Here is a 26,421-nt window from a genome sequence, read left to right on the forward strand (position 1 = left end):
TCAGGTCAGTCCCGTGGGGGGATAGTCAGACCCTTTTGGACCGTAGGCCGTTCAAGGAAGCGGTCGAGATAGGCGATGACATTGGTGTAACCTTCCCAGCCGATCATCTCTTTGACGCCGTAATAATCGAGGCCACGCAACCAGGGCGCGATGGCGATATCTGCGATCGAATAGTCTCCGGCGATCCAATCCTGCCCATCCAGCTGCGTGTTCAGAACGTTCAGCAGGCGTTTGGCCTCGGTCACATAGCGTTCGCGAGGGCGGGGGTCTTCGATCTCGCTGCCGGCGAATTTGTGGAAATAACCCAGCTGACCAAACATCGGCCCCAACCCACCCATCTGGAACATCAGCCACTGGGTGACCCGATGCTTGTCCGCTTTGGTCCGTCCCAGCAACATGTTGCTTTTTTCAGCCAGATACAGAAGGATCGCCCCGCTTTCAAAAAGACCCAGTGGTTCGCCATCAGGTCCATTCGGATCGATCAGCGCCGGGATCTTGTTGTTGGGGTTCAGCGACAGAAATTCGAGGCTTTTAACATCTGCGTCTGCCAGCGTGACTAGATGCGCCTCATAAGGCAGGCCGGTCTCCTCCAGCATGATTGAGGCTTTCACACCATTCGGGGTGGGAAAGGAATATAGCTGAATGACACTCGGGTCCCGGGCGGGCCACTTGTCAGTAATGGAATAGGATGCAAAGGCGGGCATGGGACCTCCTGAAAAATGCCGTTCGGGGAAAAATAGGCGCTGTTTCCCATAAAAACATGCATTTAATAGTGCAATTAGCGCACAATTACTCTGCGCCTGCGCGCGAAAACCAAAACAATCGGTCGAACACCACCGAAGAGAGGGAAACATGATTCAGGAATTCAAGACGTTTATTGCCAAGGGCAATGTCATGGATATGGCCGTCGGTATCATCATCGGCGCGGCGTTTACCGCAATTGTCACATCTCTGGTGGGCGACCTGATCAACCCGCTCATCGGCCTGTTCACCGGTGGTGTCGACTTTACCAACAATTATGCTGTTCTGGCCGGTGATGTAGCCGAAGGTGCAAGCCTAGAAGCTGCCCGCGAAACCGGTGCATCGGTCTTTGCCTATGGCGCGTTCATCATGGCGGTCATCAACTTCCTGATCATAGCGTGGGTCGTGTTCCTACTGGTGAAAATGGTCAACCGGGTCAAGGACGCCGCTGCGGCCGAAGAAGAGGCGGCCGAAGAGGCACCCGCAGGCCCCAGCGAGCTGGACATCCTGGTGGAAATCCGCGACGCACTCAAGAAGTAAACCCTGCCAATTGTGCGGGTTGTGGCCTCGCCGGTTTGGCGAGGCCACATTTTATGAAATGACTGAAAGAAGGAAAGGCCAGAATGGATCAGACGATCGAAATGGCGAACCAAGCCATGGGTATGGCAAATGGCTATCTGCCGATATTGTTGAACGCGGGCAAGGCCCTGATCGTTCTCATTTTGGGCTGGATCATGGCCGGGATGATCTCGGGTGTTGTGCGCCGCCGCATCAACAAGACGCCTCAGATTGATCCGACGCTGGGCAACTTTGCTGCCAGTATGATCAAATGGGCCATTCTGGCCATGGTTCTGGTTGCCGTGCTGGGGATTTTCGGGATCGAGGCCACCAGCATCGTCGCCATTCTGGGTGCGGCGTCGCTGGCTATCGGTCTGGCGCTGCAAGGTACGCTCAGTGATCTGGCAGCCGGGGTGATGCTGGTGGTGTTCCGCCCCTACAAGCTTGGTCAATATGTGGATGTCGGTGGTACCGCGGGTACGGTGAAGGACCTGAACCTGTTCACCACTGAACTGGTGACGCCGGATAACGTTCAGATCATCGTCCCGAACGGTCAGGCCTGGGGATCTGTGATCACCAACTTTTCTGCGCATGACACGCGCCGGGTCGATCTGGTGTTTGGCATCGACTATGGCGACAGTGCAGATGAAGCGATGAATATCATTCTGGATGTGGCTAAGGCGGATGCGCGGGTTATGGGCGACCCCGAACCATGGGTGCGGGTCACCAACCTGGGGGACAGTTCGGTGGATCTGACGACCCGCGTCTGGTGTGCGGCTGCGGATTACTGGGATGTGAAGTTTGAGCTTACCAAAGCGGTCAAAGAAGCATTCGACGCGAAGGGTGTTTCGATCCCCTATCCGCATTCGGTGGAGATCCACAAAGAGGGCTGAGCCCTCCCACCCGTCGAGCGGGCATTGGAAATGCCCTCCTCCGGTTGGGCCCAGCGCCGCGCATTCTGCGCGGCGCTTTCGTTTTTTTGCTAAGGTTTCAACTAGCGCTGCCGCGCCGCAAGCGCGGCGCCTAGCCCAACGCTGTAAAGCACTCTCGTCAGAGAGCGCTTTCAGAGGAGGGAGGGTTTATGATTTGATCACAAGGCTGGGGGCGACCACATCGATGCCCAGCGCTTTGCCCACCGCGTAATAGGTCAGTTGACCGGCATGCACGTTCAGACCGGCCAGCAAATGCGGATCGTCCTGACAAGCCTGTTTCCAGCCCTTGTCCGCCAGCGACAACATGAACGGCATCGTTGCGTTGCCCAGCGCGATGGTCGAGGTGCGTGCGACCGCGCCTGGCATGTTGGCGACGCAATAGTGCATGATGCCATCAACCTCATAGATCGGGTCGGCGTGGGTGGTCGCTTTCGAGGTTTCAAAGCAGCCGCCCTGATCGATTGCCACATCTACCAGAACCGCACCCGGTTTCATGGTCGAGAGCTGCTCTCGCGTGATGAGCTTTGGTGCGGCAGCGCCGGGGATCAGGACCGCACCGATTACCATATCGGCGTCCTGGATCAATTCAGCAGTGGCGCCTGCGGTCGAATACTGGTTCTTGAAACGGCCGCCAAACACGTCATCCAGATAACGCAAACGTGGCAGAGAGCGGTCCAGTACAGTGACATCCGCACCCATACCGGCAGCGATTTGGGCTGCGTGAGTGCCTACAACGCCACCGCCGATCACCACCACTTTGGCTGGGCCAACGCCGGGGACACCGCCCATCAGAACGCCGCGCCCGCCATTGGCTTTCTGCAGGGTCCACGATCCGACCTGAGGGGCCAGCCGTCCCGCGACCTCGGACATCGGGGCCAGCAAGGGTAGGCCGCCGCTGGAATCCGTCACGGTTTCATAAGCAATCGCGGTGCAGCCGGAGGCCAGCAGGTCATGAGTTTGATCCGGATCGGGTGCAAGGTGCAGATAGGTGAACAGCAACTGACCTTCGCGCAGCATTTTGCGCTCGACGGCTTGTGGCTCTTTGACCTTGACGATCATGTCAGCCGTTGCAAACACCTCTTCTGCCGTGTCTACGATGCGCGCGCCTGCGGCCAAATAGGCATCGTTGTCAAAGCCCGAGCCCATCCCGGCACCAGTTTCGATGATCACTTCGTGACCGCGTGCCACTGCTTCCTGTGCGGCATTCGGGGTCATGCCGACGCGGAATTCCTGAGGTTTGATTTCCTTGGGGCAGCCGATTTTCATGAGAGACTCCGTTTATAAACTGCCTAAATTATGGGCAATTTGCAGCGCAATTTTTGTGAAACCCCGCTTGCTAATTGTTGAAACTGTGGGAAATTATCCGAAGAATTTCTTCATATACGCGATGGATGTGCGCAAATGACATTGGATGCAACAGATCGAAAGATTCTCGCAGCGCTGCAGCGCAAAGGCAGAATGTCGAATGCGGAGCTTTCGGAACAGGCAAACCTTTCGCCGTCAGCCTGTCACCGCCGCGTGCAGCGGCTTGAGGCCGATGGGTACATCAAGGATTACGTGGCCCTGCTGGATGCGCGCAAATTGAACGTACCAACAACCGTCTTTGTCGAGATCACTTTGCAAGGACAGGCAGAAGAAGTTCTGGAGGCGTTTGAAAAGGCCGTCGCACGGATACCGGACGTCCTGGAATGCCACCTGATGGCGGGCACCGCAGATTATATCCTGAAGGTTGTTGCCGAAAACACGGAAGATTTCGCGCGTATTCACCGTCAATTCTTGTCGCGCCTGCCGGGCGTGGCGCAGATGCAAAGTTCGTTCGCGCTTAGGACGGTTTTCAAGACAACCGCTCTGCCGGTTTGAGAGATCAAGCCGGGCCGGGATAAGTGAACAGCAGAAAGTGGGCCAGATTGAAGCCGAAATGCATCAAGACAGGCACCCAAAGGCGACCCGTTGCGAAATAGCCAAGACCGCAGGCGAACCCAAGTAACGCTGCGAAGATGACCAACACCGCACCACCCGCTGCGTGGGCGAGGCCGAATATCAGGCTAGCCGTCACAATGCCTGCCAATGGTCCGAACCGGTTGGTCATCGCTGATTGAAGATAGCCACGAAAGAACGCCTCTTCCGTCAGGCAGGTCAGGAACAGATTGGACAACGCGAATATTAGCCACCACTCGGGCAGGCCGGGTTCCGGGTTCACTGCGCCGGATACCAGGCCTGCGGTCAGCAATATGGGCAGCAACACCAGCCCAACGAGCAGTGGTGCGAATTTGACGACGTGCTTTGCGTTCAGCATCGCAGGCCACGCCAACACCACGGCAAAGAAGATCATTGGCTTGTCCAGATTGACATACATCGTGAACAGGCTGCTTTCGGGTCCCGCCTGCACTTGATCAAGAACCAGCGGGTTGCGCACACCGGGCAACAGATGCGAGGCCAGCGCCAGGCACCAGCCGATTAGAATGAGGTGACCAAATACCAGCGGCGCGCCCTTGAGACGGGGGAGCTGAGCGGCCCCCAGCAGGCCCAAAAGGATGATCAGTGCTGCATCCCAAGATACAAGCCCGCGCAACAGAACAGTTGCTCCGAATGCTGCAAGCAGGATGAGCGCGATGTTGCGACTGCCGAACAGCATCCCAATCTGGGCAGCAATCAGAAACAGCCAGGGCCAAAGTACAGGCAGCAGAGGCAGAAGATGGCTCACGACAGACTCCGTTCGTACCAATCCTAGATGCGGAAGTTGGGGGTCGAAAGGCAAGTGCTGATATTCCAGGCAGTCGCGCCAGAATTGCGGCATTCTCTGGTGTTGCGGCAATTCAGACGCTTGTAACCCGAACAAGACCGCGCCAGTATTCCTGATCCGGAGACCTCGTAAACGTCCGCCGCGTTTATTAGACGATCACAGCGGGCGATGACATCCGCCGGTTACACAGCCCTGATATTGTCCGGTCCCGGTGAATGATAAGGAGCAGACCTTGGCCTACGAAAACGATCGCGCCCCCAAAGACTGGCTTGAAGCCGAACTCGAAGACACGCTGGACGAAGATTTTGAAATTGAATTCAGCGAACCCATGCTCTCGATGGAAGTGCGCAAGATCTATAAGGACCAGCACCCCGACATGCTGGACCGCAAGGTGTATTTCCGCAACCTGTTGCGTCTGCAGGCCGAGCTGATCAAGGTGCAGGACTGGGTGGTGCATACCGGGGCAAAGGTCTGCATTCTGTTCGAGGGGCGCGACAGCGCGGGCAAGGGGGGTGTGATCAAGCGGATCACCCAGCGTCTGAACCCGCGTGTGGCTCGTGTCGTGGCCCTACCGGCGCCCAGTCGCCGTGAGCAGAGTCAGTGGTATTTCCAACGCTATGTGCCGCATCTGCCGGCGGCGGGTGAGATCGTGTTGTTCGACCGCTCCTGGTACAACCGCGCCGGTGTCGAGCGGGTGATGGGATTTGCCAACGAAGATCAGGTCGAGCAGTTCTTTCAAGACGTTCCCGAATTCGAACGTATGTTGGTGCGGTCGGGGATCATCCTGTTGAAATACTGGTTCTCGATCACCGACGAAGAGCAGCAGTTGCGATTCCTGATGCGCATCCACGACCCGATGAAACAGTGGAAGTTGTCGCCCATGGACCTTGAATCCCGTATCCGATGGGAGGCCTATACGAAGGCAAAGGAAGACATGTTCTTCCGCACCAACATCTCGGAGGCCCCGTGGTACATTGTCGAAGGCAACGACAAGAAACGCGAACGCCTGAACTGTATCGAACACCTGCTGACGAAGATCCCTTATGACGACGTTCCGCAGGAAAAAGTGAACCTGCCCGATCGGCGCTATAACCCCGAATACGAACGGCGCATTCTGCCGGACGAGCTGCACGTGCCGAAGATTTACTGAAGGCATAAAAGTGGCGCGGGAGAACTGATCCCCCGCGCCTGAATTGTGACATTAGCCGAAATCGAACGCGCAGTTCATTTCGTAGGTGAAGACGTTGCAGAAATCGTCCGTCGTATCCTCAAACGCGGTTTCGACGGTCTCGGTGACGTCTTCGAACATGTCCGCGCCGGGCACGAAGTCAAAATCATCAAGCTCGGGCGTCTTGGCCTGCTGTACCGGGGCCCAGTCGAACTGATCGAAACGGGCCTGAAGCGCGTTTACGAAAGATTCGATCTCGGCCAGGAAAGCCGCCACATCGAAGCAAGCCATATCGGGCATATCATCTTCGACGCTGTCGGTGTCAGGCGTTTCCGGCTCTGGCTCTTCGACTTCCGTGACATCGGTCTCAGGAACTGCGGGTTCCTCATTTTCTTCATCGATGGGATCCTCGACTTCGGTCACGTCGGTTTCCGGGGTTTCCGGTTCAGGCTCATCGACCTCTTCCACCGGGGCATCGGGCTCTGGCTCTTCAACCTCGGTCACGTCAGTTTCGGGGGTCTCATCTGACGGCTCTTCGGTTTCAGTCACATCCGTATCCGGGGTCTCATCTGACGGTTCTTCGGTCTCGGTTACATCTGTGTCCGGGGTTTCATCCGAAGGTTCTTCCGTCTCGGTCACGTCGGTATCCGGCGTCTCGTCCACGGGGTCTTCTGTTTCTGTAACGTCGGTCTCCGGTGTTTCGACCACCGGCTCCTCGGTCTCAGTGACATCGGTTGCGGGTGTTTCGGGTTCAGGCGGAGTGACAACCTCTTCCTCGGGCTCGGCCACTTCGTCGACCGGCGGGGTTACGGGTGGGGTCGTGCCGTCCGTATCCAGCATGACTTCGGCCTGAGTGGTGGCGAAGTTCTGGGTAACCATGACCGCGTCAAAGCCCCGCATGTCACCGGTTTCGATCCCGATGCCGATATATTTGAAATCGGGATTCAGGATGTTGGCACGGTGGCCGGGGCTGTTCATAAGGTTTTCGTGCAGCTGGGCCACATCATCGCTGATGCCCGGCGCGCCGCGTTCCGATTGCCACGCGATGTTTTCGCCGGTGCGCCAACTGCCCGATAGATCGAACCCCGCCGCCTGCATGCGCTGCGTTGCGGATGAACCACCCGCTCCCGTGTGGCTGAAGCGGTCGGTATCCAGCATCCAGGCGCTGTGGTCCTCGGATGATTCATTCAATTGAGTCTCAAGTTGCAGGGGGTCTAACCCGCGGGATGTGCGCTCTTGGTTAATCAGCGCCAGCATTTCCCGCTCGACCGTGCTTGCTGTCGACATCAGTGCCTCCGTTTTGTTGTGTCTGAGTGGACGGGCTCAGATAGCGGGGAGGTGAAGACAGTTGATAGGGGCGCAATCCGAATGAGCGTTTTTCGGCGAAGGAATGCAACTGCACCGCGATTCGATGCGCTGCAATATGCCGACTGTGGAAGACGTGGCCAAATCGGCAAGTTACCGCGTCTAAGCGGTGCGTCACCTGTCCTGAAACGACAAACCCCCGGGCGAGGCCTCGGGGGTCGTCAAATAGTGTCATCCAAAGCTGGACGAGGAAAGTCTTAGAGCAGACCTTCGCGCTGGGCTTTCTTGCGTGCCAGTTTACGGGCACGACGAATCGCTTCAGCTTTCTCGCGCGCTTTTTTCTCGGACGGTTTCTCGAAATGTTGCTTCAGCTTCATTTCACGGAACACGCCTTCGCGCTGCAGCTTTTTCTTCAGGGCACGAAGCGCCTGATCGACGTTATTGTCGCGAACACTAACCTGCATGTGGTTGTCACCACCTTTCTAGATAGAGTTGCAAGGAAATTGCAGGAAGTGGCCGTATAGCAAAGCGCGCCTAACTTGTCTAGTACTGGACCCGCAGACCGGAGACCCGATATGACCGCCACTTATGAAGACACCAAAGAACAGCTTTTGGACGCTATGCTGAACCATGTGCCGTTCGACGGTTGGTCCGAAACCAGCTTTCGCGCGGCGATTGCCGATTGCGACCTGGATGCGGGGCTGGCCCACGCAATCTGCCCACGCGGCGCCGTTGATCTGGCGCTGGCCTTTCACGCGCGCGGTGATCAAGCGATGCTGGAGCGGATCAAGATCGAGGATCTGAGCGGGCTGAAGTTTCGCGACAAGATTGCCGCCGCCGTCCGATTCCGCCTGCAAGCGGTCGACGACAAAGAGGCCGTGCGGCGTGGCGTGACCCTTTTCGCCTTGCCGATCTACGCAGCAGACGGGGCCAAGGCGATCTGGGGTACCTGTGATCTGATCTGGGACGGATTGGGCGACAGCTCGGATGACGTAAACTGGTACACCAAACGCGTGACCTTGTCGGGCGTGTATTCCTCGACCCTGCTGTATTGGCTTGGTGATGACAGTCCGGGCTATCAGGCGACATGGGAATTCCTTGATCGGCGGATCGAAGGGGTGATGCAGTTCGAGAAGCTCAAGGCGCAGGTGAATGGCAATCCTCTTTTGAAACCGTTCCTGGCCGTACCCAATTGGCTGGCCGGTCAGGTGAAGGCTCCGGTGAAGATGCCCTATAACCTGCCCGGTTCGCTGTCATCCGGAAAATAGTCGCAGCGCTTTCACTTGCTGCTGGGCCTCTGCGCTACTGCCTGCTAGGCAATAGGCAAAGGAGATGTGTCCATGACCCAGACAATGCGCGCTGTCGAAATCACCCAACCCGGTGGTCCGGATGTTTTGCAGGTGGCTGAACGCCCCATTCCGAAACCCGCCGAGGGTCAGGTGATTCTGAAGGTGGCCTATGCCGGGGTGAACCGTCCGGACGCGCTGCAGCGGGCCGGGGCCTATGATCCGCCGCCGGGGGCAAGCGATCTTCCGGGTCTGGAAGCTTCGGGCGAGGTGGTTGCAATGGGCTCGGGCGTCGAAGGTCTGGCCGTGGGCGATCAGGTCTGCGCGCTGTTGCCGGGCGGTGGCTATGCCGAATACGTCGCCACGCCCGCCGCGCATTGCCTGCCGGTGCCTGCGGGCATGGGTTTGAAAGAAGCGGCCTGCCTGCCTGAGACTTTCTTTACCGTCTGGTCCAACGTATTCACGCGCGGTGGGTTGAAAGCAGGAGAACGTTTTCTGGTCCATGGTGGCTCCAGCGGGATCGGAACGACCGCAATTCAGTTGGCCAACGCATTTGGCGCTCGGGTCTTTGCAACGGCTGGCTCGGCTGAGAAATGCGAGGCTTGCCTTAAGCTTGGGGCGGAAAAGGCGATCAATTATCGCGATGAGGATTTCGTGGCTGCGATGCGCGCCGAAGGTGGCGCGAATCTGATCTTAGACATGGTGGGGGGTGATTACATCCCGCGCAACGTCAAGGCTCTGGCCGAGGATGGGAGGCTGGTTCAGATCGCCTTTCTGCAAGGCCCTGTAGTCGAGCTGAATTTTGCCCTGATGATGGTCAAGCGACTGACCCTGACCGGCAGCACACTGCGCCCGCAAAGCGATCTGGCCAAGGCGCGTATCGCTCAGGATCTGCGTGAAGCCGTCTGGCCCTTGCTTGAGGCGGGGAAGGTCGGCCCGGTGATGGATTCCGAGTTTGAACTGGCCGACGCCGCAGCCGCGCATGCGCGGATGGAAAGCTCGGGCCATATCGGCAAAATCGTCCTCAAGGTCGCGGACTGATCTGGCTTCCGGGTGGTCAGGCGACCGCCCGGCGATACAGGTGCCATGTGGCGTGGCCGAGGATTGGCATCACGACGATCAGCCCCAACAGCATCGGGATTGCGCCCAGTACCAACATGGCCGCTACGATTACGCCCCATGTCAGGATCACGCGCGGATTGTGTCGCAATACGCGGACCGAGGTTACAACGGCAACCGGTACGCCTACCTTCTTGTCCAGAAGCAACGGAAAGCTGACCACGCTGAGCGCCAGCGCGATCAACGCGAAGATAAAGCCCGTTGTCGTTCCGACCAGAATCATCGCCCAACCTGCGCTGGTGGTGAAGATGTCGGTCACGAAACTCGTAATCGAAGCCGGAGGCTCAGGCCCGAGCGTCTGCGCATAGATGCTCTGTGCGACCATCAGCCAAATCAGCAACAGCATTACCAGATAGAACCCCAGCGCCAGAATTGCACCGAATGAGGGCGAGCGGAAAACACCAAACGCATCAAGCCAATGGACGTCGCCGCCCTGTTCCCGCTTGCGGCTGATTTCATACAGACCAACGGCCGCGACAGGTCCGACCAGCGCAAAGCCCGCAATCAGTGGGGCCAGCAACGGCACCATGTCTTTGTTGAGCCCGATTCCGAACATCAAAAGCCCGGCTATCGGGTAGATCAGGATCACAAAAACCGCATCTGCACGGGTTTGCAAAAAGTCCTCATACCCCGCCCTCAGACAGGCACGCAGATCCTGCAGGGTCAGCGTGTGCACAACCGGCATTGCACTGGTATCCGCGCTGCCGATCTCACTGACCGATTCCGCCATATGGTCGCCGGTTGCCCGCATCTGACGGGCGACCCAGCTGACTGGATTTCCGATTGTCTTGTCCATGATCATCCCCTTCCCTGGCATGGATATGCGGCGGGATGCATCCGGTGAGACGTGCGGTCGTGACCGGATCACCCGGCTACGTCTGGAGATAGTATAGCATATTTTGCAAAAACTTGCCCGATCAACCCTGCGCGACCGCAAGGATTGCCCTGTCGCACAGGCGTGTTAGCTTTGTTTCAAAAGGAAACGGAGGCATTCATGCAGCAAACAGCACGCACAGTCGTCATTCACGAAACCGGCGGACCCGAGGTCCTGCGGATCGAGGATCGCCCGTTGGGTGAGCCGGGCCCCGGCGAGGTGCGCATTCGACATCACGCCTGCGGTTTGAACTTCATCGATGTGTACCAACGCAGCGGGCTCTATCCGCTGGAATTGCCCCATGCTTTGGGTATGGAAGCGGCAGGTGTGGTCGAAGCTGTTGGCGAAGGTGTCACCCATCTTGTACCCGGCCAGCGCGCCGCCTATGCCGCAGGACCATCCGGAGCCTATTCCGAGGCACGCGTGATGCCTGCCGCGCAGGTCTGTCCGCTGCCCGAGAGTATCTCGTTCCGCTCTGCCGCCGCGATGATGCTGAAGGGCATGACGGTAGAATATCTGTTCCATCGTACGACACCGTTGAAGCGCGGCGATACGGTGCTGTTCCACGCTGCTGCCGGGGGTGTGGGTCTGATCGCCTGCCAATGGGCGAAATCCGAGGGGATCACGCTGATCGGCACCGCCGGGACGGATGAGAAATGTAGCCTTGCGCAGTTCAACGGGGCCGCACATTGCATCAACTACCGGACCGAGGATTTTGAACAGCGCGTCGCCGAAATCACTGGCGGCAAGGGTGTTGATGTCGTGATGGATTCAATTGGCGCGGATACGTTCGAGGGGTCTCTGAACTGCCTCAAACCGCTGGGCATGATGATCTCGTTCGGTAATGCGTCGGGGCCGGTTCCGGCTTTTGATCTGGGAATGCTGGCACAAAGGGGATCGCTAAAAATCACCCGTCCGACACTGTTCACCCATATTGCCGACCATTCCGTTTGTCAGGCGATGGCGCGTAGGTTGTTTGGCAAGGTGGAAGGGCGCGAGGTCAAGATCCATGTGGACCAGCAATTCCCGCTGGATCAGGTTGCCGATGCCCACCGCGCGCTTGAGGCGCGCCAGACCACCGGCAGTACGGTTCTGGAACCGTAGGGGGCTGAGCCCGGCTTGTGCGCCGGGCTCCATAATCTGACCTCAGAACCGATAGGCAACGCGAATTTGGAACGTGGTGGCGTCGACATCCACTCCGGATGAATTGAAGTCATCAAACTCGTGGTACAGCAACTCACCACCGACGCTGATATTCGGGGCCACGATCTGTTCATAGCCGGCGCCAATGAACCAACCGTTGTCGCTGCCCAGCGTGTCGGTATCCGCATCGGCATAGCCCGCGGTCCCATAAAGCAGCCCTTGCGGGTTCACCTTGTAGCCCGCGCGTGCCTTGATGCGCCAGACGTTCTCGACCGTGGCCGCACCTGACAGGTCCACATCGGTCCAGTCATAGTCGAAGCCACCACCAACAACCCAGTCGCCCAGATCGTAATCGTAACCCAGAACGATACCGCCGATCAGGCCATCCCCGTTCACGCCGGACAGGTTGGTATCGATATCGGCATACCCCAACTGCGCACCGCCGTAAAATCCGGTCCAGTTGCCCGAGGCTTGCGCCATTGCTGATCCCGCCGCCAGAGTCGCGACAGTCGTGAAAATCGCCAGTTTACCTGTCATTCTTTATCCTTTCGCTCAGAACCCGGCCGCAGCATGTCATCGCGTGGCCATATCGATAGATACGGTCCGACCCTCGGGCCGGATCATTGAATATTCTGCTATTCCGAACAGTGTGCGCATGGCCTGCTTGCCTGGCAGCGCTGGCCCGTTGCCATCGGGCGCTTATCTGCTGGATCAGATAGGTCCCGAGCAGAGGGTCTTCAAACGACAAACGGCGGCGGATACGATCCGCCGCCGATGCACTGGATTTAATCAGCGGATTACTGCTCTTGCAGTTCCGCAGGGGTCTTGTGAGCGATGTCTTTCCAGTTGGCGTCGGCGCGCTCGTTGAAGCCGGGGATGTCGCCTTCCCAGCGTTCCTGAATGTCGGCCGACAGGTTCAGATACAGTTTGTCGTCAACGATCTTCCAGTAGTTCGGGTCACCGTCGAACTTGAAGCCCATCGCGGTGCCGAATGCGCAGTAGCCGCCATATGCAGGCAGATATGCTTCTGGGTTTTCTTCAAAGGCTACTTTGTTTTCTTCCGAAGCAAAGCGGTACAGCGCGTCGTTGTGCAACGCGGTGATTTTGTAGCTGCCTTTGGTGGCTTCACCGACAGTGAAATAGGCAACCGGGTCATAACCCTGCAGCGCCAGACCGGTCGAGCTTGCGTTCAGTTCTACGCCAGCGGCCAGGGCCGTGCTTGCAACTGCAACAGACAGTGCGACACCGCCGATGAGGGATTTGAACTTGTTCATTGTGTTCACCTTTCGTGAATAGGCTCGCGTTCGAGCAACTGAATTTTGCTCCGGCGAACCGGATTTGTTTTTGCGAAGCCCGTAATTGGCTGTCACATCATCCAATTGGGAGGTGCCCTGTTCACGTTCAAAGCAATCAATTGTGATTGTGCATGCGCGAATAGCGCCTGTTCATTCGCGCACGTCAGGGACCAGCGCGAGAACGAAGGCCGCCACCTTTTCGGCAGACATCTCGCAAGGGCGCAACAGTGCCCCACTGTTGCGTGTCAGATAGAGGTTCAGGCTGATATAGTCCGGTCCGCCAAGCTCGTGCGCCACCAGTTTGTGCGACTTTCCACGCGCCATGATCTGGTGAGACACGACATAGCGCCGGCTGTCGGCGATCCCGGTGAATGTGCCTGTCGGCAGGTCGGCCAGAGCGTTTGCGACGCGCTCCGACTGGGTCACGATTTGCCGATTTTGGGCTCGGTCCCGGCCTTGATCCGGGCCAGATTGGCGCTGTGCCGCCAGTAGACCAGCAGGGTCAGCACGATCCCCAGAATGAATGTGCTGCCATCGGTCAGCACCATGATCCACGTTGTTGACAGCGCCGCGGCAGCCAGGGCGCCAACTGACGAAATGCGCCAGATCGCGGCGGCCACCAGCCAGGTCGCGCAGCAGGCAAGGCCGACGCGCCAGTCCAGCGCCAGCCAGATGCCCAGAAACGTGGCGACGCCCTTACCGCCCCTGAAGCTCAGCCAGACCGGAAAGCAATGGCCGAGGAAGGCCATCAAGGCTGCGATCTGCGCGGCGTCTTCTCCGACCATTGCCCGCGCCAGCAGTACCGCGACCGCCCCCTTGGCTGCATCCAGCAGTAGTGTCAGCGCTGCAGCCGCCTTATTGCCGGTCCGCAGCACATTCGTTGCGCCGATATTGCCCGACCCGATATTACGTAGATTGCCCAGTCCCATCACCTTGGCGATGACCATCCCAAACGGGATCGATCCCATCAGGTAGCCCAGAACCGCCCACAGGATCAGCTGGGTCATTGTGCTGTCGAAAAGGGGCATCAGGCTCTCCGGTAGACTTCGTTTCCGGCCACATAGGTTGCGGTGACCTTACCCTGCATACGCTGGTCGTCAAATGGAGTGTTCTGCGATTTGGATTTCAACGCAAACCGATCCAGCACAAAAGGCACGTCCGGGTCGAACAGCACCAGATCGGCGGGCGCACCCTCGGCCAATCGGCCACTTTCCAGACCCAGCCGTTTCGCCGGGTTCAACGCCATGGCACGGAACAGGGTCGGCAGGTCCAGCTGTTCGGAATGATACAGGCGCAACGCCGCAGGCAGCAGCGTCTCCAGCGCGACTGCGCCCGAGGCTGCCTCTTCAAACGGCAAGCGTTTGCTTTCCTCGTCCTGCGGGGTGTGCATCGAGCTGATCGTGTCGATCAACCCGCTTCGCACCGCCTCGATCACGGCCTGCCGGTCATCTTCCGACCGCAGCGGAGGCTTCACCTTGAAGAAGGTGCGATAATCGGCCACGTCCAACTCATTCAGCGTCAGATGGTGGATCGAGGTCCCGGCGGTGATATCCAGCCCGTTCCGCTTGGCGCGTTCGAGCGCAGGCAGCGCGCGGGCAGTGGTGATCTGATCGGCATGGTAGGCCGCGCCTGTCATCTCCAGCAGAGCGATATCGCGGTCAAGCCCCATACGCTCGGCCATTGGTGACACGGCGGGCAAACCGCGCAGTGCCGCAAACTTGCCGCTGGTTGCTGCGGCACCGCTGCTGAGTCCCGGCTCCTGCGGATGCGCAATCACCAGCGCGCCGCAGGATTTTGCATAGGTCAGGGCGCGCGAAAACACCTTGGTATTGGTGATGACATGGTCGCAATCGGTAAAGGCCACGGCGCCTGCGTCCTGCAGAAAACCGATCTCGGTCATTTCGCGCCCCTCGCGCCCCTTGGTCAGTGCGGCCATCTGCAACACATTGACGGGCGCATCCGCCTGCGCGCGCCGGGTTGCGAATTCCAGCGTCTCGGGCGTGTCGACCGAAGGCAGCGTATCGGGGCGGGTGACGATGGTGGTCACCCCTCCTGCAGCTGCTGCCAGACCAGCGGATTTATAGCTTTCCTTGTGTCGCTCGCCGGGTTCGCACACCTTGACGCCGATATCGACGATACCGGGGGCGAGGCATTGCCCGCCGCAATCAATCACCTGCGCTTCCGTGATCGGAGCTTCGCCCTCGCCACGCGCCACGATCCGGCCATCGGTGACCTGCAACCAGCCGGTGCTGTCTGTACCCGCGTCGGGATCAACCAGGCGAGCGTTGGTGAAAACTAAAGATGTCATGTGGAGGCCTCGCGGGCTTGGTGCAGCGCCTTCATAGCGGCATCGGGGTCAGCAAGATGATCAAATGAAAAAAACGGGTGCCGGTTGAATAAGATAGTGCGGCGTCCGGTTCGGAAGTTGAGAAACTGATCGATCTTCAAGTTTTTGGTCTTTAGCTCTTTGTTGAGTACCCACGCATTGTGCGAGGTTACTACATACATGCGTTGTGCCCGAACAAAACGGTCTGCCCACATCGTGACAGGCAAGATCAAAGTGCCGCAGATGAGTTTCCAGAAGTCTCTAACTGTGTCAAATATCCAAGGGCTGGCAAGCCACAAAGCAGTTAACCCGAGAAGCCCAGCTTTGTAGGCCCAACCGTATCGGGGTGGGAAAAACCCTTGATCCGGTTGCCCAAACCACAGAACTTCTTCAGTTTCAGGTATGCTTTTGCGCCACCACTCGTCACTCATGCCATGGCCCTTTCGATTGCGGCTTTGGTGGTTGCGGGATCTGCTTGATACTTGATCAGGTGCTTGTCGCCGCCCTTGGTGACGATCTGGACGAAACTGCCCATCGTGTTGACGACCTCAATCTGGTTCAACGCCACTTTGCGCGGACCGGGGCCGGTGAGGGTGGTGTCCGTCATCTCCCAAGTGGCGGTCAGCTCTTCCGAGGCCAGATACCACGCGCGGAAGCCGATCGCGGCTAGACCCGCAGGCGCGCCGGTCCAGACGTATGGATTGCCGATCAGCCAGAGCACCACCATTGCGCCTGCCATCGCAAGGGCGGCCAGCCAGGTATTGGTGCGGATATAAGCACCTTTGTCTGGGGTGAAGATCACAGGATCAGCCACAAGGCACCTCCGATGACAATCAGGATCAGCAAAGCAATGATTGAGGAGCCGAAGCGGCGCGGTGTGTCATCGGTCGGCATGGTCTGTGGGGCCGAGAATGGCTTGGCGCTTTCGGTCTCAATTGTGCCGCCGGTCCAGTTGGTCGCCTCTTCGGTGAAGAGTCCTATCAGATGCAGGCGGGGGTCAGGTGAAAGTGTGGCCGACCGGCCGCCGAATGCGGCACTGCGCAAGACCATTACCCAGCCTTCAATGGCCTCCAACCTCGGGCGGTCCAACTGGTCTTCGGAAACGCCACAGCCTTCGCTGAGATAGCCATAGAGTCCGAGGTCTTCGAGGTCGGATACCGGAAAGATATCGATCTGTTCAGGGTCCAGCCCTTTGACGCCCAGCACCTGATCGACAGCCCCCGGTTCACGCAGGAATTTCGCCTCTTCCGGGCGCATGTCCAGCGAGAACAGGCGGATCACGCCACGTTCGTGGGGGGCAATGGTCAGATTGCTCATGCGGCTTCTCGCATATTGCGCGCCAGCAGATCCATGGCAGCCATGCGGACGGCGACGCCCATCTCGACCTGTTCCTGAATGACGGACCGGTTGATGTCATCTGCCAGCGTACCGTCGATCTCGACCCCGCGGTTCATGGGGCCGGGGTGCATGACGATGGCATCGGGTGTGGCCAGCGCCAGCTTTGCAGCATTCAGACCGTAGCGGTGATAGTATTCGCGTTCCGAGGGGATGAAGCCGCCGTCCATCCGTTCCTTCTGAAGACGCAGCATCATCACGACGTCGACGTCTTTCAGCCCCTCATTCATGTCGTCGTAGATCTCAGCCCCAAACTCAGCGAACTGAGACGGCACCAGCGTCGGCGGGCCAATCAGTCGGATGCGGTTCTCCATCTTGCCCAACAGGATCAGGTTCGAGCGTGCCACGCGGGAATGCGCCACGTCTCCGCAGATCGCGATGTTCAGCCGGTGCAGACGGCCCTTGGCCCGGCGGATGGTCAGCGCGTCCAGCAAGGCTTGCGTCGGGTGTTCATGCCGCCCATCGCCCGCATTCAGCACGGCGCAGTTTACCTTCTGCGCCAGCAGGTCCACTGCCCCGGAATGGGGGTGCCGCACCACCAGCAGATCGGGATGCATCGCGTTCAGCGTCATCGCCGTATCAATCAGCGTCTCGCCTTTTTTGATCGAGCTTGCCTGCATCGCCATGTTCATCACATCCGCGCCCAGACGCTTGCCCGCCAGTTCAAAACTGGCTTGCGTGCGGGTAGAATTCTCAAAGAACATGTTGATCTGCGTCAGCCCCGACAGCACATCCGAATGCTTGGTCGATTGCCGGTTCAGATCGACATAGGTTTCAGCCAGATCGAGGATAGCGGTGATATCGGATTGCGACAGATGCTCGATGCCAAGAAGGTGACGATGGGCGAAACGCATGGGCGGGCTCCTGTCTGACAATCGGACCGCTTATAGGAAGCCACGCGGGCAGAGGCAACCTAAGGTTCCGACCCTTCGGGCAGTTTCTCGCATCCGCCTTCAGGCAGGCATTGCTCGCCGGGTTTGCACCATTTGCCATAGCCGCAATCGATAGCCTTGATCGGCACGCAGCCCTGATGGGCCGAGCATTTGAAGCCGGGGCGGCATTGCGAACCGGTTTCCTCGCACAAAAACCAGCCGGGGCGCGAGCATCCACCGCCGGGCAGGCACGAGGAACCTGACTCACAGGTGCGCCCATCCGCGCAGGTCGTGGCTGGTGCGGGATCGATATCCGGAGTGATGCGCTCACATTCGCCGCGCCCGTTGCAGAAGCTGCCGCCCGGGCAATCCAGACGTGAAGTACATTTATTCGCCCCCGCTGGGGCACAACGGGTTCCCCCTGCCACGCAGCGCTCGAACGGGCCGCAGGTACGACCGCCACCGCAATAAGTGTGACCTGGGGGAATACAGCGGCCATCGAAACTGCAGCGTTGGCCAGCGGGGCAACAATTGCGACCGCATTGTAGTTGGCCGGCGCGGCACTGCCCCTGCCGATCATGAAAGCTCGCCTGCGCAGGGTCGCTGACAAGGGTCAGCAACAGTCCGATCAGAAGGATTCGCAGGGTCAAAAGCATGAATATCCGCATGGTCGGCTTGCGAAGGGGCTGTGGCAAGGTCTATTCGCTTTCCCTCGATCAAAAGCTGGTTAGATTGAGAGCTATGGAATCGGGCTTGGACTATCATACCGCGCGGGCGCTGCTGGAGTGGCAGATTGAGCTGGGCGCAACTGACGCGATCGCGGATGCGCCGATCGATCGCTATGGGCTGCCGGACAAAGCGCCCAAGGCCAAAAAGCCCGCCTCAGTGAAGTCAACTGCGCCATCCGAGGCACCCGAAAAGGTTGATCCGGCAGAGGTCGCGCAGCACGCAGCGAAAGCCGCCGGCACGCTGAGCGAATTGCGCGCTGCGATGGAGTCCTTCGGGTTGTGCGACCTGAAACGCGGCGCGCGGCAGTTGGTGTTCGCTGACGGCACGCCCGGAGCGCGCGTGATGATCATCGGCGAGGCACCCGGGCGCGATGAAGATCGTGAGGGCAAGCCTTTTGTCGGACGCGCCGGGCAATTGCTGGATCGGATGCTGGCGGCGATTGATCTGGACAGGCGTGAGAACGTTTATATCACCAATGTGCTGCCGTGGCGGCCTCCGCAGAACCGAGATCCCAAGCCGGAAGAGATCGGCATGATGAAACCGTTTCTGGAACGCCACGTGGCCTTGGCCAGGCCCGAGGTGCTGGTGGTGATGGGCAATATCAGCTGTCAGGCCGTGCTGGGCAAACGCGGTATCACGCGGCTGCGCGGCAAATGGGATCAGACGCTGAACCTGCCGGTCATCCCGATGTTCCACCCGGCCTACCTGCTGCGTCAACCGCAGATGAAGCGACAGGCCTGGGCCGATTTACTGGACCTGCAAGCGCGGCTGAGGGGCGGGGCATGAGGGTGTTGGCGTTCTCTGACCTGCACATGGCGCGCAACCGTGCCGCCGATCTGGTGGCCGCGAGTGCCGAGGCTGATCTGGTCATTGGGGCCGGAGATTTCTGCAATGGACGACGCGGGTTGGATGAGGCGATGGATATGCTTTCAGGCATCGCCGCGCCGCTGGTTCTGGTGCCCGGCAATGCCGAAAGCGCCGAGGAACTGACCGCCGCCGCACCCGACGGTGCACATGTTCTGCATGGAACGGGCATGACCCTGGATGGTTTGCGCCTGTTTGGTCTGGGTTATGGCGTGCCCGTGACCCCATTTGGCGACTGGTCTTGTGACCTGACCGAAGCGGAGGCAGCAGAGCTGCTGAATCGTTGCGAAGCCACAGATATCCTTATCGCGCATTCTCCGCCCAAGGGGCATGGCGATACCACTTCGCAAGGCCTGTCTGTGGGATCGGTTTCTGTGCGGGACGCAATTGAACGGCTTCAGCCAACTCATGTTTTTTGCGGGCATATCCATGACAGCTGGGGCTATCGCGGCACGATCGGACGCAGCCAGATCGCCAACCTGGGCCCCAAAATACATTGGTTCGAGGTGAACACATGATCGAGACGGTCACCCTTTTGGCCTTCATTCCGGCCGCACTGGCGCTGAATTTCACACCCGGTGCGGATATGATGTTTTGTTTCGGTCAGGGTTTGCGCGCGGGTCCGCGCCCGGCGCTTGCCGCAAGTGCCGGGGTCGCTGTGGGCGGCATGGTACACGTCCTGATTGCTGGTCTCGGCCTTGGCGCGGCAGTCGCGACACTGCCGTGGCTGTTCGATGTGATCCGCTGGATGGGCGTTGCTTATCTGCTCTATCTCGCGTGGGGGGCGATCCGGAACGAGGCAGTTTCGGGCGACGCCCCAAGTAAACCGAAGCATTTCGCGTTTCGCGACGGGATGATCGTGAACCTTACCAACCCCAAGGTGATCCTGTTCGTGCTGGCCTTCATCCCGCAATTCGTAAACCCAGCGCTGGGCTCGGTTCTGGTGCAGTTCCTGATCCTCGGTGCCATTATCGCGCTGGGCGGTTTTGTGGTGAACGGCCTAGTGGGCCTGTTTGCCGGTGGCGCCGGACGGATGCTGATTTCTAACCCGCGCGCCTCGCGCATCATGGGCTGGGTAACGGGGGGGATTTTCACCGCCCTCGCCATCCGCCTTGCCATCATGGAAAGGGCTTGACGTCATATGTCACGCATTGACGAAAGCATGGAGTTCATTCCCGTCCGTATCGCTGTTCTGACCGTGTCGGACACCCGGTCTCTGGCCGAAGACCGCTCGGGCCAGACGTTGGTGGATCGGATCGAAAAGGCGGGCCATTCGGTGGCGGATCGCAAGATCATTCAGGATGAACGCGCCCAGATCGCCGACCAATTGCGCACATGGATCGCGGACCCTGAAATCGACGTTGTGATCTCGACCGGCGGCACGGGCCTCACGGGTCGTGACGTGACGGTTGAGGCACATCGGGACGTCTACGAAAAAGAGATCGAGGCCTTTGGCACTGTCTTCACCATCGTGTCGATGGAAAAGATCGGAACGTCGGCGGTGCAATCCCGCGCCACAGGTGGCGTGGCGGGCGGGACATACCTGTTTGCACTGCCGGGCAGCCCAGGCGCGTGCAAGGACGCATGGGACGCGATTCTTGAGAAACAGTTCGATTATCGCCACCGGCCCTGCAATTTCGTGGAAATAATGCCCAGATTGGACGAACATCTGCGACGGAAGTAGACTGGTTCTGCGTTCAACGCATCATAACCGCTTTGTGGCTTGGCATTTTTTACGACCCGGCTACCTTTGCGGAAGGCAGCATGTGCGACCCGAGGTAAGTGACCGATGCGATTTCTGCGGCAAAGCCTTGTTGGGGTGTTCCTGGCGTTTCTGACGCTGGGCCTGTTGATTGTTGCCGCGCAGATGATCTCGGGCGCGGTGCAGGATGTGCTAACCAAGGACAAGCAGGCCCCTGAGGCGCGGGAACGTATCTTCGCCGTGAGTGTCCGCACTGCCGAGCCGGAAACCGTCACCCCTTATCTGGAAGCATTCGGACAGATTCAAAGCCGCCGCCGGTTGGAGCTGCGGGCGGCATTGGGCGGGCGCGTTGTGTCGCTGGCCGAAGATTTCGAAGATGGCGGCACCGTGACCGCCGGTGAGTTGTTGGTCGAGCTTGACCCGGCCGATATGCAATCGGCACTAGACCGCGCCAAATCCGATCTTCTGGATGCCCAGTTTGAAGAGCGGGATGCCGAACGCTCTCTGCTGCTGGCGCAGGACGAGTTGAAATCAGCCGAAGCGCAGGCCGAACTGCGCGACCGGGCGCTGCAGCGTCAACAGGACCTGCAGACTCGCGGCGTCGGCGCAGCTGCCAGCGTTGAAGAGGCGGAACTGGCCGCAACATCTGCCCATCAGGCGGTTCTGGCGCGCCGGATTGCATTGGCGCAAGCCGAATCCCGGGTGGATCAGGCGACCACTCTTTTCGCCCGCGCCCGCATTGCTCTGGAAGGGGCCGAACGCGATTTGGAGGATATGTCGATCCATGCCGGATTCGATGGGACGCTGACCGAAGTCACGCTGGTCGAAGGGCGTCTGGTAGCGGCCAACGAAAAACTGGCTGAACTGGTGGACCCCAACGCGCTTGAGGTCGCTTTCCGTGTCTCAACTGCCCAGTTCGTGCGCCTGCTTGATGCGCAGGGTGACCTGATCTCCGCTCCGGTCACAGTTTCGCTTGAGGTCACTGGCACCGATCTGACCGCCAGAGGCCGGATCAGCCGGGACAGCGGTGCCGCGGGTGAAGGGCAGACGGGGCGGTTGATATACGCCCGCCTCGACGATGCGCCCGGCTTCAAGCCGGGGGATTTCGTCACCGTTTCGATCGAGGAACAGCCGCTCGACAATGTCGTACGTCTGCCATCCTCCGTTCTGGATGCTGCGGGCAATGTGCTGGTGCTTGGCCCGGATGACCGGCTGGAGCCTCTGGCCGTACAATTGATCCGCCGTCAGGGCGATGAAGTGTTGCTGCGTGGCGTCGGTCTGGAAGGTCGGGAAGTGGTGATTGGCCGGACCCCATTGCTGGGCTCGGGCGTGCGGGTGCGGCCCCTGCGGATTGAGGCGAGCGCCGAAGCTGACCCGCGCATGGTTGAGCTTTCGGATGAAAAGCGCGCCCAGCTTGTCGCGCAGGTCGAAGCCAGCGATGCGATGTCACAGGAAGACAAAGCGCAGATGCTGGGTCAGCTGAGTGAGGCTAAGGTGCCCGCCACCCTCGTGCGCCGTCTTGATGACAATCGGGCCGGGGGCTAGGCGCTATGATCCGCGACATTCCCAACGCGGCGGGCGGTATCCTGAGTTATTTCACCCGGCACAGGACAGCGGCCAATCTGCTGCTGCTGGTCATGCTGGTGCTGGGTATCGCAGCGATCCCCAACATGCGGGCACAGTTCTTTCCCGACGTTATTCTTGAACGCGTCGATGTGGATGTCGAGTGGGAGGGCGCAGGTCCGGAAGATGTCGATAATGGCATCATCCAATTGCTGGAACCAGCGCTGCTGGCTGTTGAAGGCGTTGCGAGTACCGAGTCCACCTCACGTGAAGGTTCGGCACGGGTCCGGCTGGAGTTTGAGCCGAACTGGGACATGTCCCGCGCGGTTGAGGAGGTGCGGACTGCCGTCGACAGTGTGACCAACTTGCCCGAAGACGCCGAAGAGCCGACGATCCGGCGCGGGGCGTGGCGGGATCGCGTGACGGATGTGGTCATCACTGGCCCTATCGAGGCCGAGCAGCTGGCCAAGTTCACTGATGAGCTGATCAGCCGCCTGTTTGCCGTCGGCGTTACGCGCACCACGATCCGGGGTCTGGCCGCTCCGCGTGTTGTGGTCGAGGTGCCCACTGCGCAGCTGATTGCAAATGATATATCGCTCTCGGAGGTCGCCGAGGCGATTGCCGCCGAGGTCACGGCAAACCCTGCTGGTGATGTCACGGGCGCCAATGCGCGCATCCGGACTGGCATCGAGAAGCGTACCCCGGAAGAGATTGAAGGTATCGCTCTGCGTAACTTTGCCGATGGCTCAAAGCTGGTTGTTGGCGATGTGGCGCAGATCCGGGTCGAGGGCGTCACGCGCAATCGCAGCTATTTCGTGGGCGACAATCCGGCCATGTCGATCCGCGTTGACCGCTCGAATCTGGGTGATGCCATCGGTATTCAGCGCTCGGTCGAGGATGTGGTGGCCGAAATGCAGGCCAGCCTGCCCGAAGGCATCACGGTCGAGTTGATCCGCACGCGCGCGCAGGCAATCACCGACCGTCTGGATATTCTGGTGGACAATGGGCTGGTGGGCCTCGGGCTGGTGGTCTGCCTGCTCTTCCTGTTCCTCAACGCCCGCATCGCCTTTTGGGTGGCCGCAGGTATTCCGGTGGCGATGTCGGCGGCGATTGCGCTGATGTATCTGGGAGGGTTGTCGCTGAACATGGTGTCGCTGTTTGGTCTGATCATCACGCTGGGCATCGTCGTCGATGACGCCATTGTCGTGGGGGAGCACGCCGATTTCCGCGCCCGCCGTCTGGGTGAGGCCCCAATGATCGCCGCCGAACGCGCCGCCCGGCGCATGGCGATGCCGGTGTTTGCGGCAACCATCACAACAGTCATCGCCTTTTTCGGCCTGACCGCAATCGGTGGCCGGTTCGGAGAACTGATCCGCGATATCCCCTTCACGGTCATTGCTGTCCTGATTGCTTCGTTGATCGAATGCTTTCTGATTCTGCCGAACCATATGGCGCACGCCATCACACATTCGGCCAAGGAACATTGGTATGACTGGCCAAACCGCGTCGTGAACAAGGGGTTCCGCTGGGTGCGCGATCATCTGTTTCGTCCACTGGTCGCCTGGGTGGTCTGGGCGCGCTATGTGGTGGTCGCGTTGATGGTTGTCATATTGGCCAGCCAGATCGCGCTGTTCATCCGGGGCGACGTGAACTGGCGGTTCTTCAACGCGCCGGAACGCGGCTCAGTCACCGGTAATTTCATCATGGTCGAAGGTGCCACCCGCGCCGACACGCTGGAAATGATGCGCATGGTGCAGCAGGCCACCGAAGAGCTGGGCCAGATCTACGAAGAGCGCCATGGTCGTAACCCAATCGAATATGTTCTGGCCGAGGTCGGCGGCTCTGCCGGGTATGGCCTGCGCGCGGCAGACGGCAAGGATGGTGATCTGCTGGGCGGTATCTCGATCGAATTGATCGACGCCGATCTGCGCCCCTATTCCAGCTTCGAATTTGTGGGCGAGCTGCAGGATTTCGTGCCGCGCCACCCGAAGGTCGAATTGCTCAGCTTCCGTGGCTGGCGTTCGGGGCCGGGCGGTGACGCGATCGATGTGGAGTTCTTTGGGGCGGATGTAAACACGCTGAAGTCCGCGTCCGAGGACCTGCAGGCGGCATTGTCGAAATACCCTGAGGTCTCGGCGCTCGAGGATAATCTGGCCTATGACAAGGAAGAGTTCATTCTGGATCTGACCGCGCAAGGTCAGGCGCTGGGCTTCCGTATTGAGACGCTGGGCCGGGTGCTGCGAAACCGTCTGAACGGGATCGAGGCGGCCACCTTCCCCGACGGTCCACGCAGCGCCGAAATCCGGGTGGAACTGCCAGAAGGCGAGTTGACCGCTGACTTCCTTGAACGCACGCTGATGCGGACGCCTGATGGGGTCTATGTGCCGCTGGCCGATATCGTATCAGTCGAACGGAAATCGGGGTTCTCGACCGTCCGGCGTGAAAACGGCCTGCGTGTGATCTCGGTGAACGGCGATATTTCCGAGGATGATCCGGCGCAGGCCGCCGAGATTGCCCGCGCCATGCGCGAAGAGATTCTGCCCAACATTGCCGCCGAACGTCAGGTCGAATGGCGCATGGCTGGTCTGAGTGAGCAGGAGGACGAGTTCCTGTCCGAGGCGCGGACCGGGCTGATCCTGTGTCTGACCGGGATTTATCTGGTGCTGGCCTGGGTCTTTGCCAGCTGGACGCGACCTCTCGTGGTGATGGCGATTATCCCCTTTGGCCTCGTGGGTGCGATCTGGGGGCATTACCTGTGGGGCGTGCCGCTGAGCATGTTCACCGTCGTTGGACTGTTGGGCATGACCGGAATCATCATCAATGACTCGATCGTGTTGGTGACCACGATTGACGGATATCAACAGGAACGCGGGCTTGTGCCGTCGATTGTCGAAGGCACGGCTGACCGATTGCGGCCCGTGATGCTGACCACCCTGACCACAGTGCTGGGTCTGACGCCGTTGATGTACGAAAGCTCACAGCAGGCGCAGTTCCTGAAACCGACGGTAATCACTCTGGTCTACGGGCTGGGCTTTGGCATGGTGCTGATACTGTTGCTGGTGCCTGCGTTGCTGGCCATCCTAAACGACGTTTCGCGGCCCATGACCTCGATGCGACGTGCCTTGCGCGCGCCGGATCGGGTGGTGCGTATCGCTGTGCGCACAACAGGCGTTGCATTGGCGGTCTGGCTGGGCGCCTCGATGATCTGGCCCGCGGTGACAGGCGCGCCTTTGGCGTTGCTTTCTGGATTCTATCCAGCTGCTGAAGGCCCAAGCGTTTTGCAGATGGGTTTTGGCGTCTTCGCGGTCGGAGCGGTGCTGATCCTGCTGTTGGGTGTGGTGCTGTCCAGCGTACTCTACGCGCGTCTGTCTGAGCGGTCCGTCGCCTGATCGGTTGCTAAGGCAAGTTTCAGCAGGTCGGGCACCCGGTCGCTCATCGGAAGGTCCCCGGTCATAATCATTTCGACTGGAAACCACCGCGCATCCCGAGCGTCATCCGCTGCGACCGGCGTGCCCGACACATAGCGGCACGCTACACCGACCAGCAGGTAATGCGCCCGCACCTGCCCATCGCTATCGCGCAACAGCAGGTCGAGAATGTCGAGATAGGCCAGAGGCTCGGCGATAACGCCGGTTTCTTCCCGCAATTCACGGGCGGCGGCGTCCAGAACGGTTTCACCCCATTCCACATGGCCGCCGGGAAATCCCCAAAGACCCGCATCGGGTTGCTTGTTACGCTGCACCAACAGCACTTGATTGTCGTGTAGCACGACCGCCAAAGCACCGATCTTTGGGGTTTGGCTCATC

30 protein-coding genes are annotated in these 26,421 nt (G+C 59.5%); 13 read left to right on the forward strand and 17 right to left on the reverse strand.

Translation table 11 applies throughout. The annotated features are described in order from the left end of the window. Positions 1-5 precede the first annotated feature (5 nt). Positions 6-704, reverse strand: a complete 699-nt coding sequence (locus tag ACR0IV_RS11310) for a glutathione S-transferase family protein (RefSeq protein WP_480659197.1) — start codon at positions 702-704, stop codon at positions 6-8. A 148-nt stretch (positions 705-852) separates the two neighbouring features. Between ACR0IV_RS11310 and mscL the strand changes: the two genes are divergently transcribed. Both mscL and ACR0IV_RS11320 read left to right on the forward strand, forming a co-directional pair. Next, a complete protein-coding gene (gene mscL, locus ACR0IV_RS11315; protein WP_480659199.1) occupies positions 853-1,281 on the forward strand; it encodes a large conductance mechanosensitive channel protein MscL in 429 nt (142 codons plus the stop codon). A 116-nt stretch (positions 1,282-1,397) separates the two neighbouring features. Then, positions 1,398-2,192 carry a mechanosensitive ion channel family protein gene (locus ACR0IV_RS11320; RefSeq protein ID WP_480471925.1) on the forward strand — a complete coding sequence of 265 codons (795 nt, stop codon included), beginning with the start codon at positions 1,398-1,400 and terminating at the stop codon, positions 2,190-2,192. Between the two features lie 186 nt (positions 2,193-2,378). Here the strand turns inward: ACR0IV_RS11320 and ald are convergent, their stop codons facing one another. Continuing rightward, positions 2,379-3,497 (reverse strand): alanine dehydrogenase, encoded by a 1,119-nt coding sequence (ald, locus tag ACR0IV_RS11325; RefSeq protein ID WP_480659201.1) that lies wholly within the window; start codon positions 3,495-3,497, stop codon positions 2,379-2,381. A gap of 135 nt (positions 3,498-3,632) precedes the next feature. Between ald and ACR0IV_RS11330 the strand changes: the two genes are divergently transcribed. Continuing rightward, positions 3,633-4,091 (forward strand): Lrp/AsnC family transcriptional regulator, encoded by a 459-nt coding sequence (locus tag ACR0IV_RS11330; RefSeq protein WP_480470977.1) that lies wholly within the window; start codon positions 3,633-3,635, stop codon positions 4,089-4,091. 4 nt (positions 4,092-4,095) lie between these two features. On the opposite strand, the gene ACR0IV_RS11335 is transcribed toward ACR0IV_RS11330, so the two are convergent. Beyond that, a complete protein-coding gene (locus tag ACR0IV_RS11335) occupies positions 4,096-4,935 on the reverse strand; it encodes a CPBP family intramembrane glutamic endopeptidase (RefSeq protein ID WP_480659202.1) in 840 nt (279 codons plus the stop codon). A 271-nt stretch (positions 4,936-5,206) separates the two neighbouring features. Here ACR0IV_RS11335 and ppk2 point away from each other — a divergent pair, with 271 nt between their 5' ends. Further along, on the forward strand, positions 5,207-6,124 hold the full coding sequence (gene ppk2, locus ACR0IV_RS11340) for a polyphosphate kinase 2 (protein WP_480470975.1): 918 nt from the start codon (positions 5,207-5,209) through the stop codon (positions 6,122-6,124). A gap of 51 nt (positions 6,125-6,175) precedes the next feature. Here ppk2 and ACR0IV_RS11345 read toward each other — a convergent pair whose 3' ends face one another. Together ACR0IV_RS11345 and rpsU are read right to left on the reverse strand one after the other, a co-directional pair. Next, positions 6,176-7,429, reverse strand: coding sequence for a CAP domain-containing protein (locus tag ACR0IV_RS11345; RefSeq protein ID WP_480470974.1), 1,254 nt, complete (start codon positions 7,427-7,429; stop codon positions 6,176-6,178). Between the two features lie 275 nt (positions 7,430-7,704). Continuing rightward, positions 7,705-7,911 carry a 30S ribosomal protein S21 gene (rpsU, locus tag ACR0IV_RS11350; protein ID WP_005614280.1) on the reverse strand — a complete coding sequence of 69 codons (207 nt, stop codon included), beginning with the start codon at positions 7,909-7,911 and terminating at the stop codon, positions 7,705-7,707. A gap of 111 nt (positions 7,912-8,022) precedes the next feature. Here rpsU and ACR0IV_RS11355 point away from each other — a divergent pair, with 111 nt between their 5' ends. Together ACR0IV_RS11355 and ACR0IV_RS11360 are read left to right on the forward strand one after the other, a co-directional pair. Next, a complete protein-coding gene (locus ACR0IV_RS11355) occupies positions 8,023-8,715 on the forward strand; it encodes a COQ9 family protein (protein ID WP_480659204.1) in 693 nt (230 codons plus the stop codon). Between the two features lie 72 nt (positions 8,716-8,787). After that, a complete protein-coding gene (locus ACR0IV_RS11360) occupies positions 8,788-9,774 on the forward strand; it encodes an NAD(P)H-quinone oxidoreductase (protein WP_480659205.1) in 987 nt (328 codons plus the stop codon). Positions 9,775-9,790: 16 nt separating this feature from the next. Here ACR0IV_RS11360 and ACR0IV_RS11365 read toward each other — a convergent pair whose 3' ends face one another. After that, entirely contained in the window at positions 9,791-10,648 is an 858-nt protein-coding gene (locus ACR0IV_RS11365; RefSeq protein WP_480659206.1) for a DUF2189 domain-containing protein, read from the reverse strand. 198 nt (positions 10,649-10,846) lie between these two features. On the opposite strand from ACR0IV_RS11365, the gene ACR0IV_RS11370 reads away from it, so the two are divergent. Next, the gene (locus tag ACR0IV_RS11370) at positions 10,847-11,830 is read left to right on the forward strand and encodes a quinone oxidoreductase family protein (RefSeq protein ID WP_480470970.1); all 984 of its coding nucleotides are present in this window, start codon (positions 10,847-10,849) and stop codon (positions 11,828-11,830) included. A 42-nt stretch (positions 11,831-11,872) separates the two neighbouring features. Here the strand turns inward: ACR0IV_RS11370 and ACR0IV_RS11375 are convergent, their stop codons facing one another. From ACR0IV_RS11375 to ACR0IV_RS11420, 10 genes are all read right to left on the reverse strand, one after another. After that, positions 11,873-12,406 carry an outer membrane protein gene (locus ACR0IV_RS11375; protein WP_480659207.1) on the reverse strand — a complete coding sequence of 178 codons (534 nt, stop codon included), beginning with the start codon at positions 12,404-12,406 and terminating at the stop codon, positions 11,873-11,875. 260 nt (positions 12,407-12,666) lie between these two features. Beyond that, the gene (locus ACR0IV_RS11380; protein ID WP_480659209.1) at positions 12,667-13,143 is read right to left on the reverse strand and encodes a YHS domain-containing (seleno)protein; all 477 of its coding nucleotides are present in this window, start codon (positions 13,141-13,143) and stop codon (positions 12,667-12,669) included. Positions 13,144-13,314: 171 nt separating this feature from the next. Then, a complete protein-coding gene (locus tag ACR0IV_RS11385) occupies positions 13,315-13,590 on the reverse strand; it encodes a hypothetical protein (RefSeq protein WP_480659211.1) in 276 nt (91 codons plus the stop codon). Then, a complete protein-coding gene (gene plsY / locus ACR0IV_RS11390) occupies positions 13,587-14,192 on the reverse strand; it encodes a glycerol-3-phosphate 1-O-acyltransferase PlsY (protein WP_480659213.1) in 606 nt (201 codons plus the stop codon). Before plsY ends, ACR0IV_RS11385 begins: the two co-directional genes overlap by 4 nt. Further along, positions 14,192-15,472 carry a dihydroorotase gene (gene pyrC, locus ACR0IV_RS11395; RefSeq protein WP_480659214.1) on the reverse strand — a complete coding sequence of 427 codons (1,281 nt, stop codon included), beginning with the start codon at positions 15,470-15,472 and terminating at the stop codon, positions 14,192-14,194. The genes plsY and pyrC overlap by 1 nt, the downstream gene beginning before the upstream one ends. Beyond that, positions 15,469-15,921, reverse strand: coding sequence for a hypothetical protein (locus ACR0IV_RS11400; protein ID WP_480470964.1), 453 nt, complete (start codon positions 15,919-15,921; stop codon positions 15,469-15,471). Before ACR0IV_RS11400 ends, pyrC begins: the two co-directional genes overlap by 4 nt. Beyond that, a complete protein-coding gene (locus ACR0IV_RS11405) occupies positions 15,918-16,304 on the reverse strand; it encodes a hypothetical protein (protein WP_480659215.1) in 387 nt (128 codons plus the stop codon). The genes ACR0IV_RS11400 and ACR0IV_RS11405 overlap by 4 nt, the downstream gene beginning before the upstream one ends. Continuing rightward, positions 16,289-16,807, reverse strand: a complete 519-nt coding sequence (locus ACR0IV_RS11410) for a hypothetical protein (protein WP_480659216.1) — start codon at positions 16,805-16,807, stop codon at positions 16,289-16,291. The genes ACR0IV_RS11405 and ACR0IV_RS11410 overlap by 16 nt, the downstream gene beginning before the upstream one ends. Continuing rightward, positions 16,804-17,739 carry an aspartate carbamoyltransferase catalytic subunit gene (locus ACR0IV_RS11415; protein WP_480659217.1) on the reverse strand — a complete coding sequence of 312 codons (936 nt, stop codon included), beginning with the start codon at positions 17,737-17,739 and terminating at the stop codon, positions 16,804-16,806. The genes ACR0IV_RS11410 and ACR0IV_RS11415 overlap by 4 nt, the downstream gene beginning before the upstream one ends. 59 nt (positions 17,740-17,798) lie before the next feature. Next, complete coding sequence (locus tag ACR0IV_RS11420) at positions 17,799-18,413, reverse strand: scavenger receptor class F, member 2 (RefSeq protein ID WP_480692743.1); 615 nt, start codon at positions 18,411-18,413, stop codon at positions 17,799-17,801. An 85-nt stretch (positions 18,414-18,498) separates the two neighbouring features. On the opposite strand from ACR0IV_RS11420, the gene ACR0IV_RS11425 reads away from it, so the two are divergent. From ACR0IV_RS11425 to ACR0IV_RS11450, 6 genes are all read left to right on the forward strand, one after another. Next, positions 18,499-19,272 (forward strand): uracil-DNA glycosylase, encoded by a 774-nt coding sequence (locus tag ACR0IV_RS11425; protein ID WP_480659220.1) that lies wholly within the window; start codon positions 18,499-18,501, stop codon positions 19,270-19,272. Further along, entirely contained in the window at positions 19,269-19,868 is a 600-nt protein-coding gene (locus ACR0IV_RS11430; RefSeq protein WP_480659221.1) for a metallophosphoesterase family protein, read from the forward strand. The genes ACR0IV_RS11425 and ACR0IV_RS11430 overlap by 4 nt, the downstream gene beginning before the upstream one ends. After that, a complete protein-coding gene (locus tag ACR0IV_RS11435) occupies positions 19,865-20,485 on the forward strand; it encodes a LysE family translocator (protein WP_480659223.1) in 621 nt (206 codons plus the stop codon). Before ACR0IV_RS11430 ends, ACR0IV_RS11435 begins: the two co-directional genes overlap by 4 nt. 6 nt (positions 20,486-20,491) lie before the next feature. After that, positions 20,492-21,034 carry a molybdenum cofactor biosynthesis protein B gene (gene moaB / locus ACR0IV_RS11440; RefSeq protein WP_480659224.1) on the forward strand — a complete coding sequence of 181 codons (543 nt, stop codon included), beginning with the start codon at positions 20,492-20,494 and terminating at the stop codon, positions 21,032-21,034. A gap of 105 nt (positions 21,035-21,139) precedes the next feature. Next, positions 21,140-22,597 (forward strand): efflux RND transporter periplasmic adaptor subunit, encoded by a 1,458-nt coding sequence (locus ACR0IV_RS11445; RefSeq protein WP_480659226.1) that lies wholly within the window; start codon positions 21,140-21,142, stop codon positions 22,595-22,597. Between the two features lie 5 nt (positions 22,598-22,602). Further along, a complete protein-coding gene (locus ACR0IV_RS11450; protein ID WP_480659228.1) occupies positions 22,603-26,004 on the forward strand; it encodes an efflux RND transporter permease subunit in 3,402 nt (1,133 codons plus the stop codon). On the opposite strand, the gene ACR0IV_RS11455 is transcribed toward ACR0IV_RS11450, so the two are convergent. After that, positions 25,971-26,420 carry an NUDIX hydrolase gene (locus ACR0IV_RS11455; protein ID WP_480659229.1) on the reverse strand — a complete coding sequence of 150 codons (450 nt, stop codon included), beginning with the start codon at positions 26,418-26,420 and terminating at the stop codon, positions 25,971-25,973. The two genes, ACR0IV_RS11450 and ACR0IV_RS11455, sit on opposite strands and share 34 nt — an antisense overlap. Position 26,421 lies beyond the last annotated feature (1 nt).

The organism is Ruegeria sp. C2 (assembly GCF_056537765.1).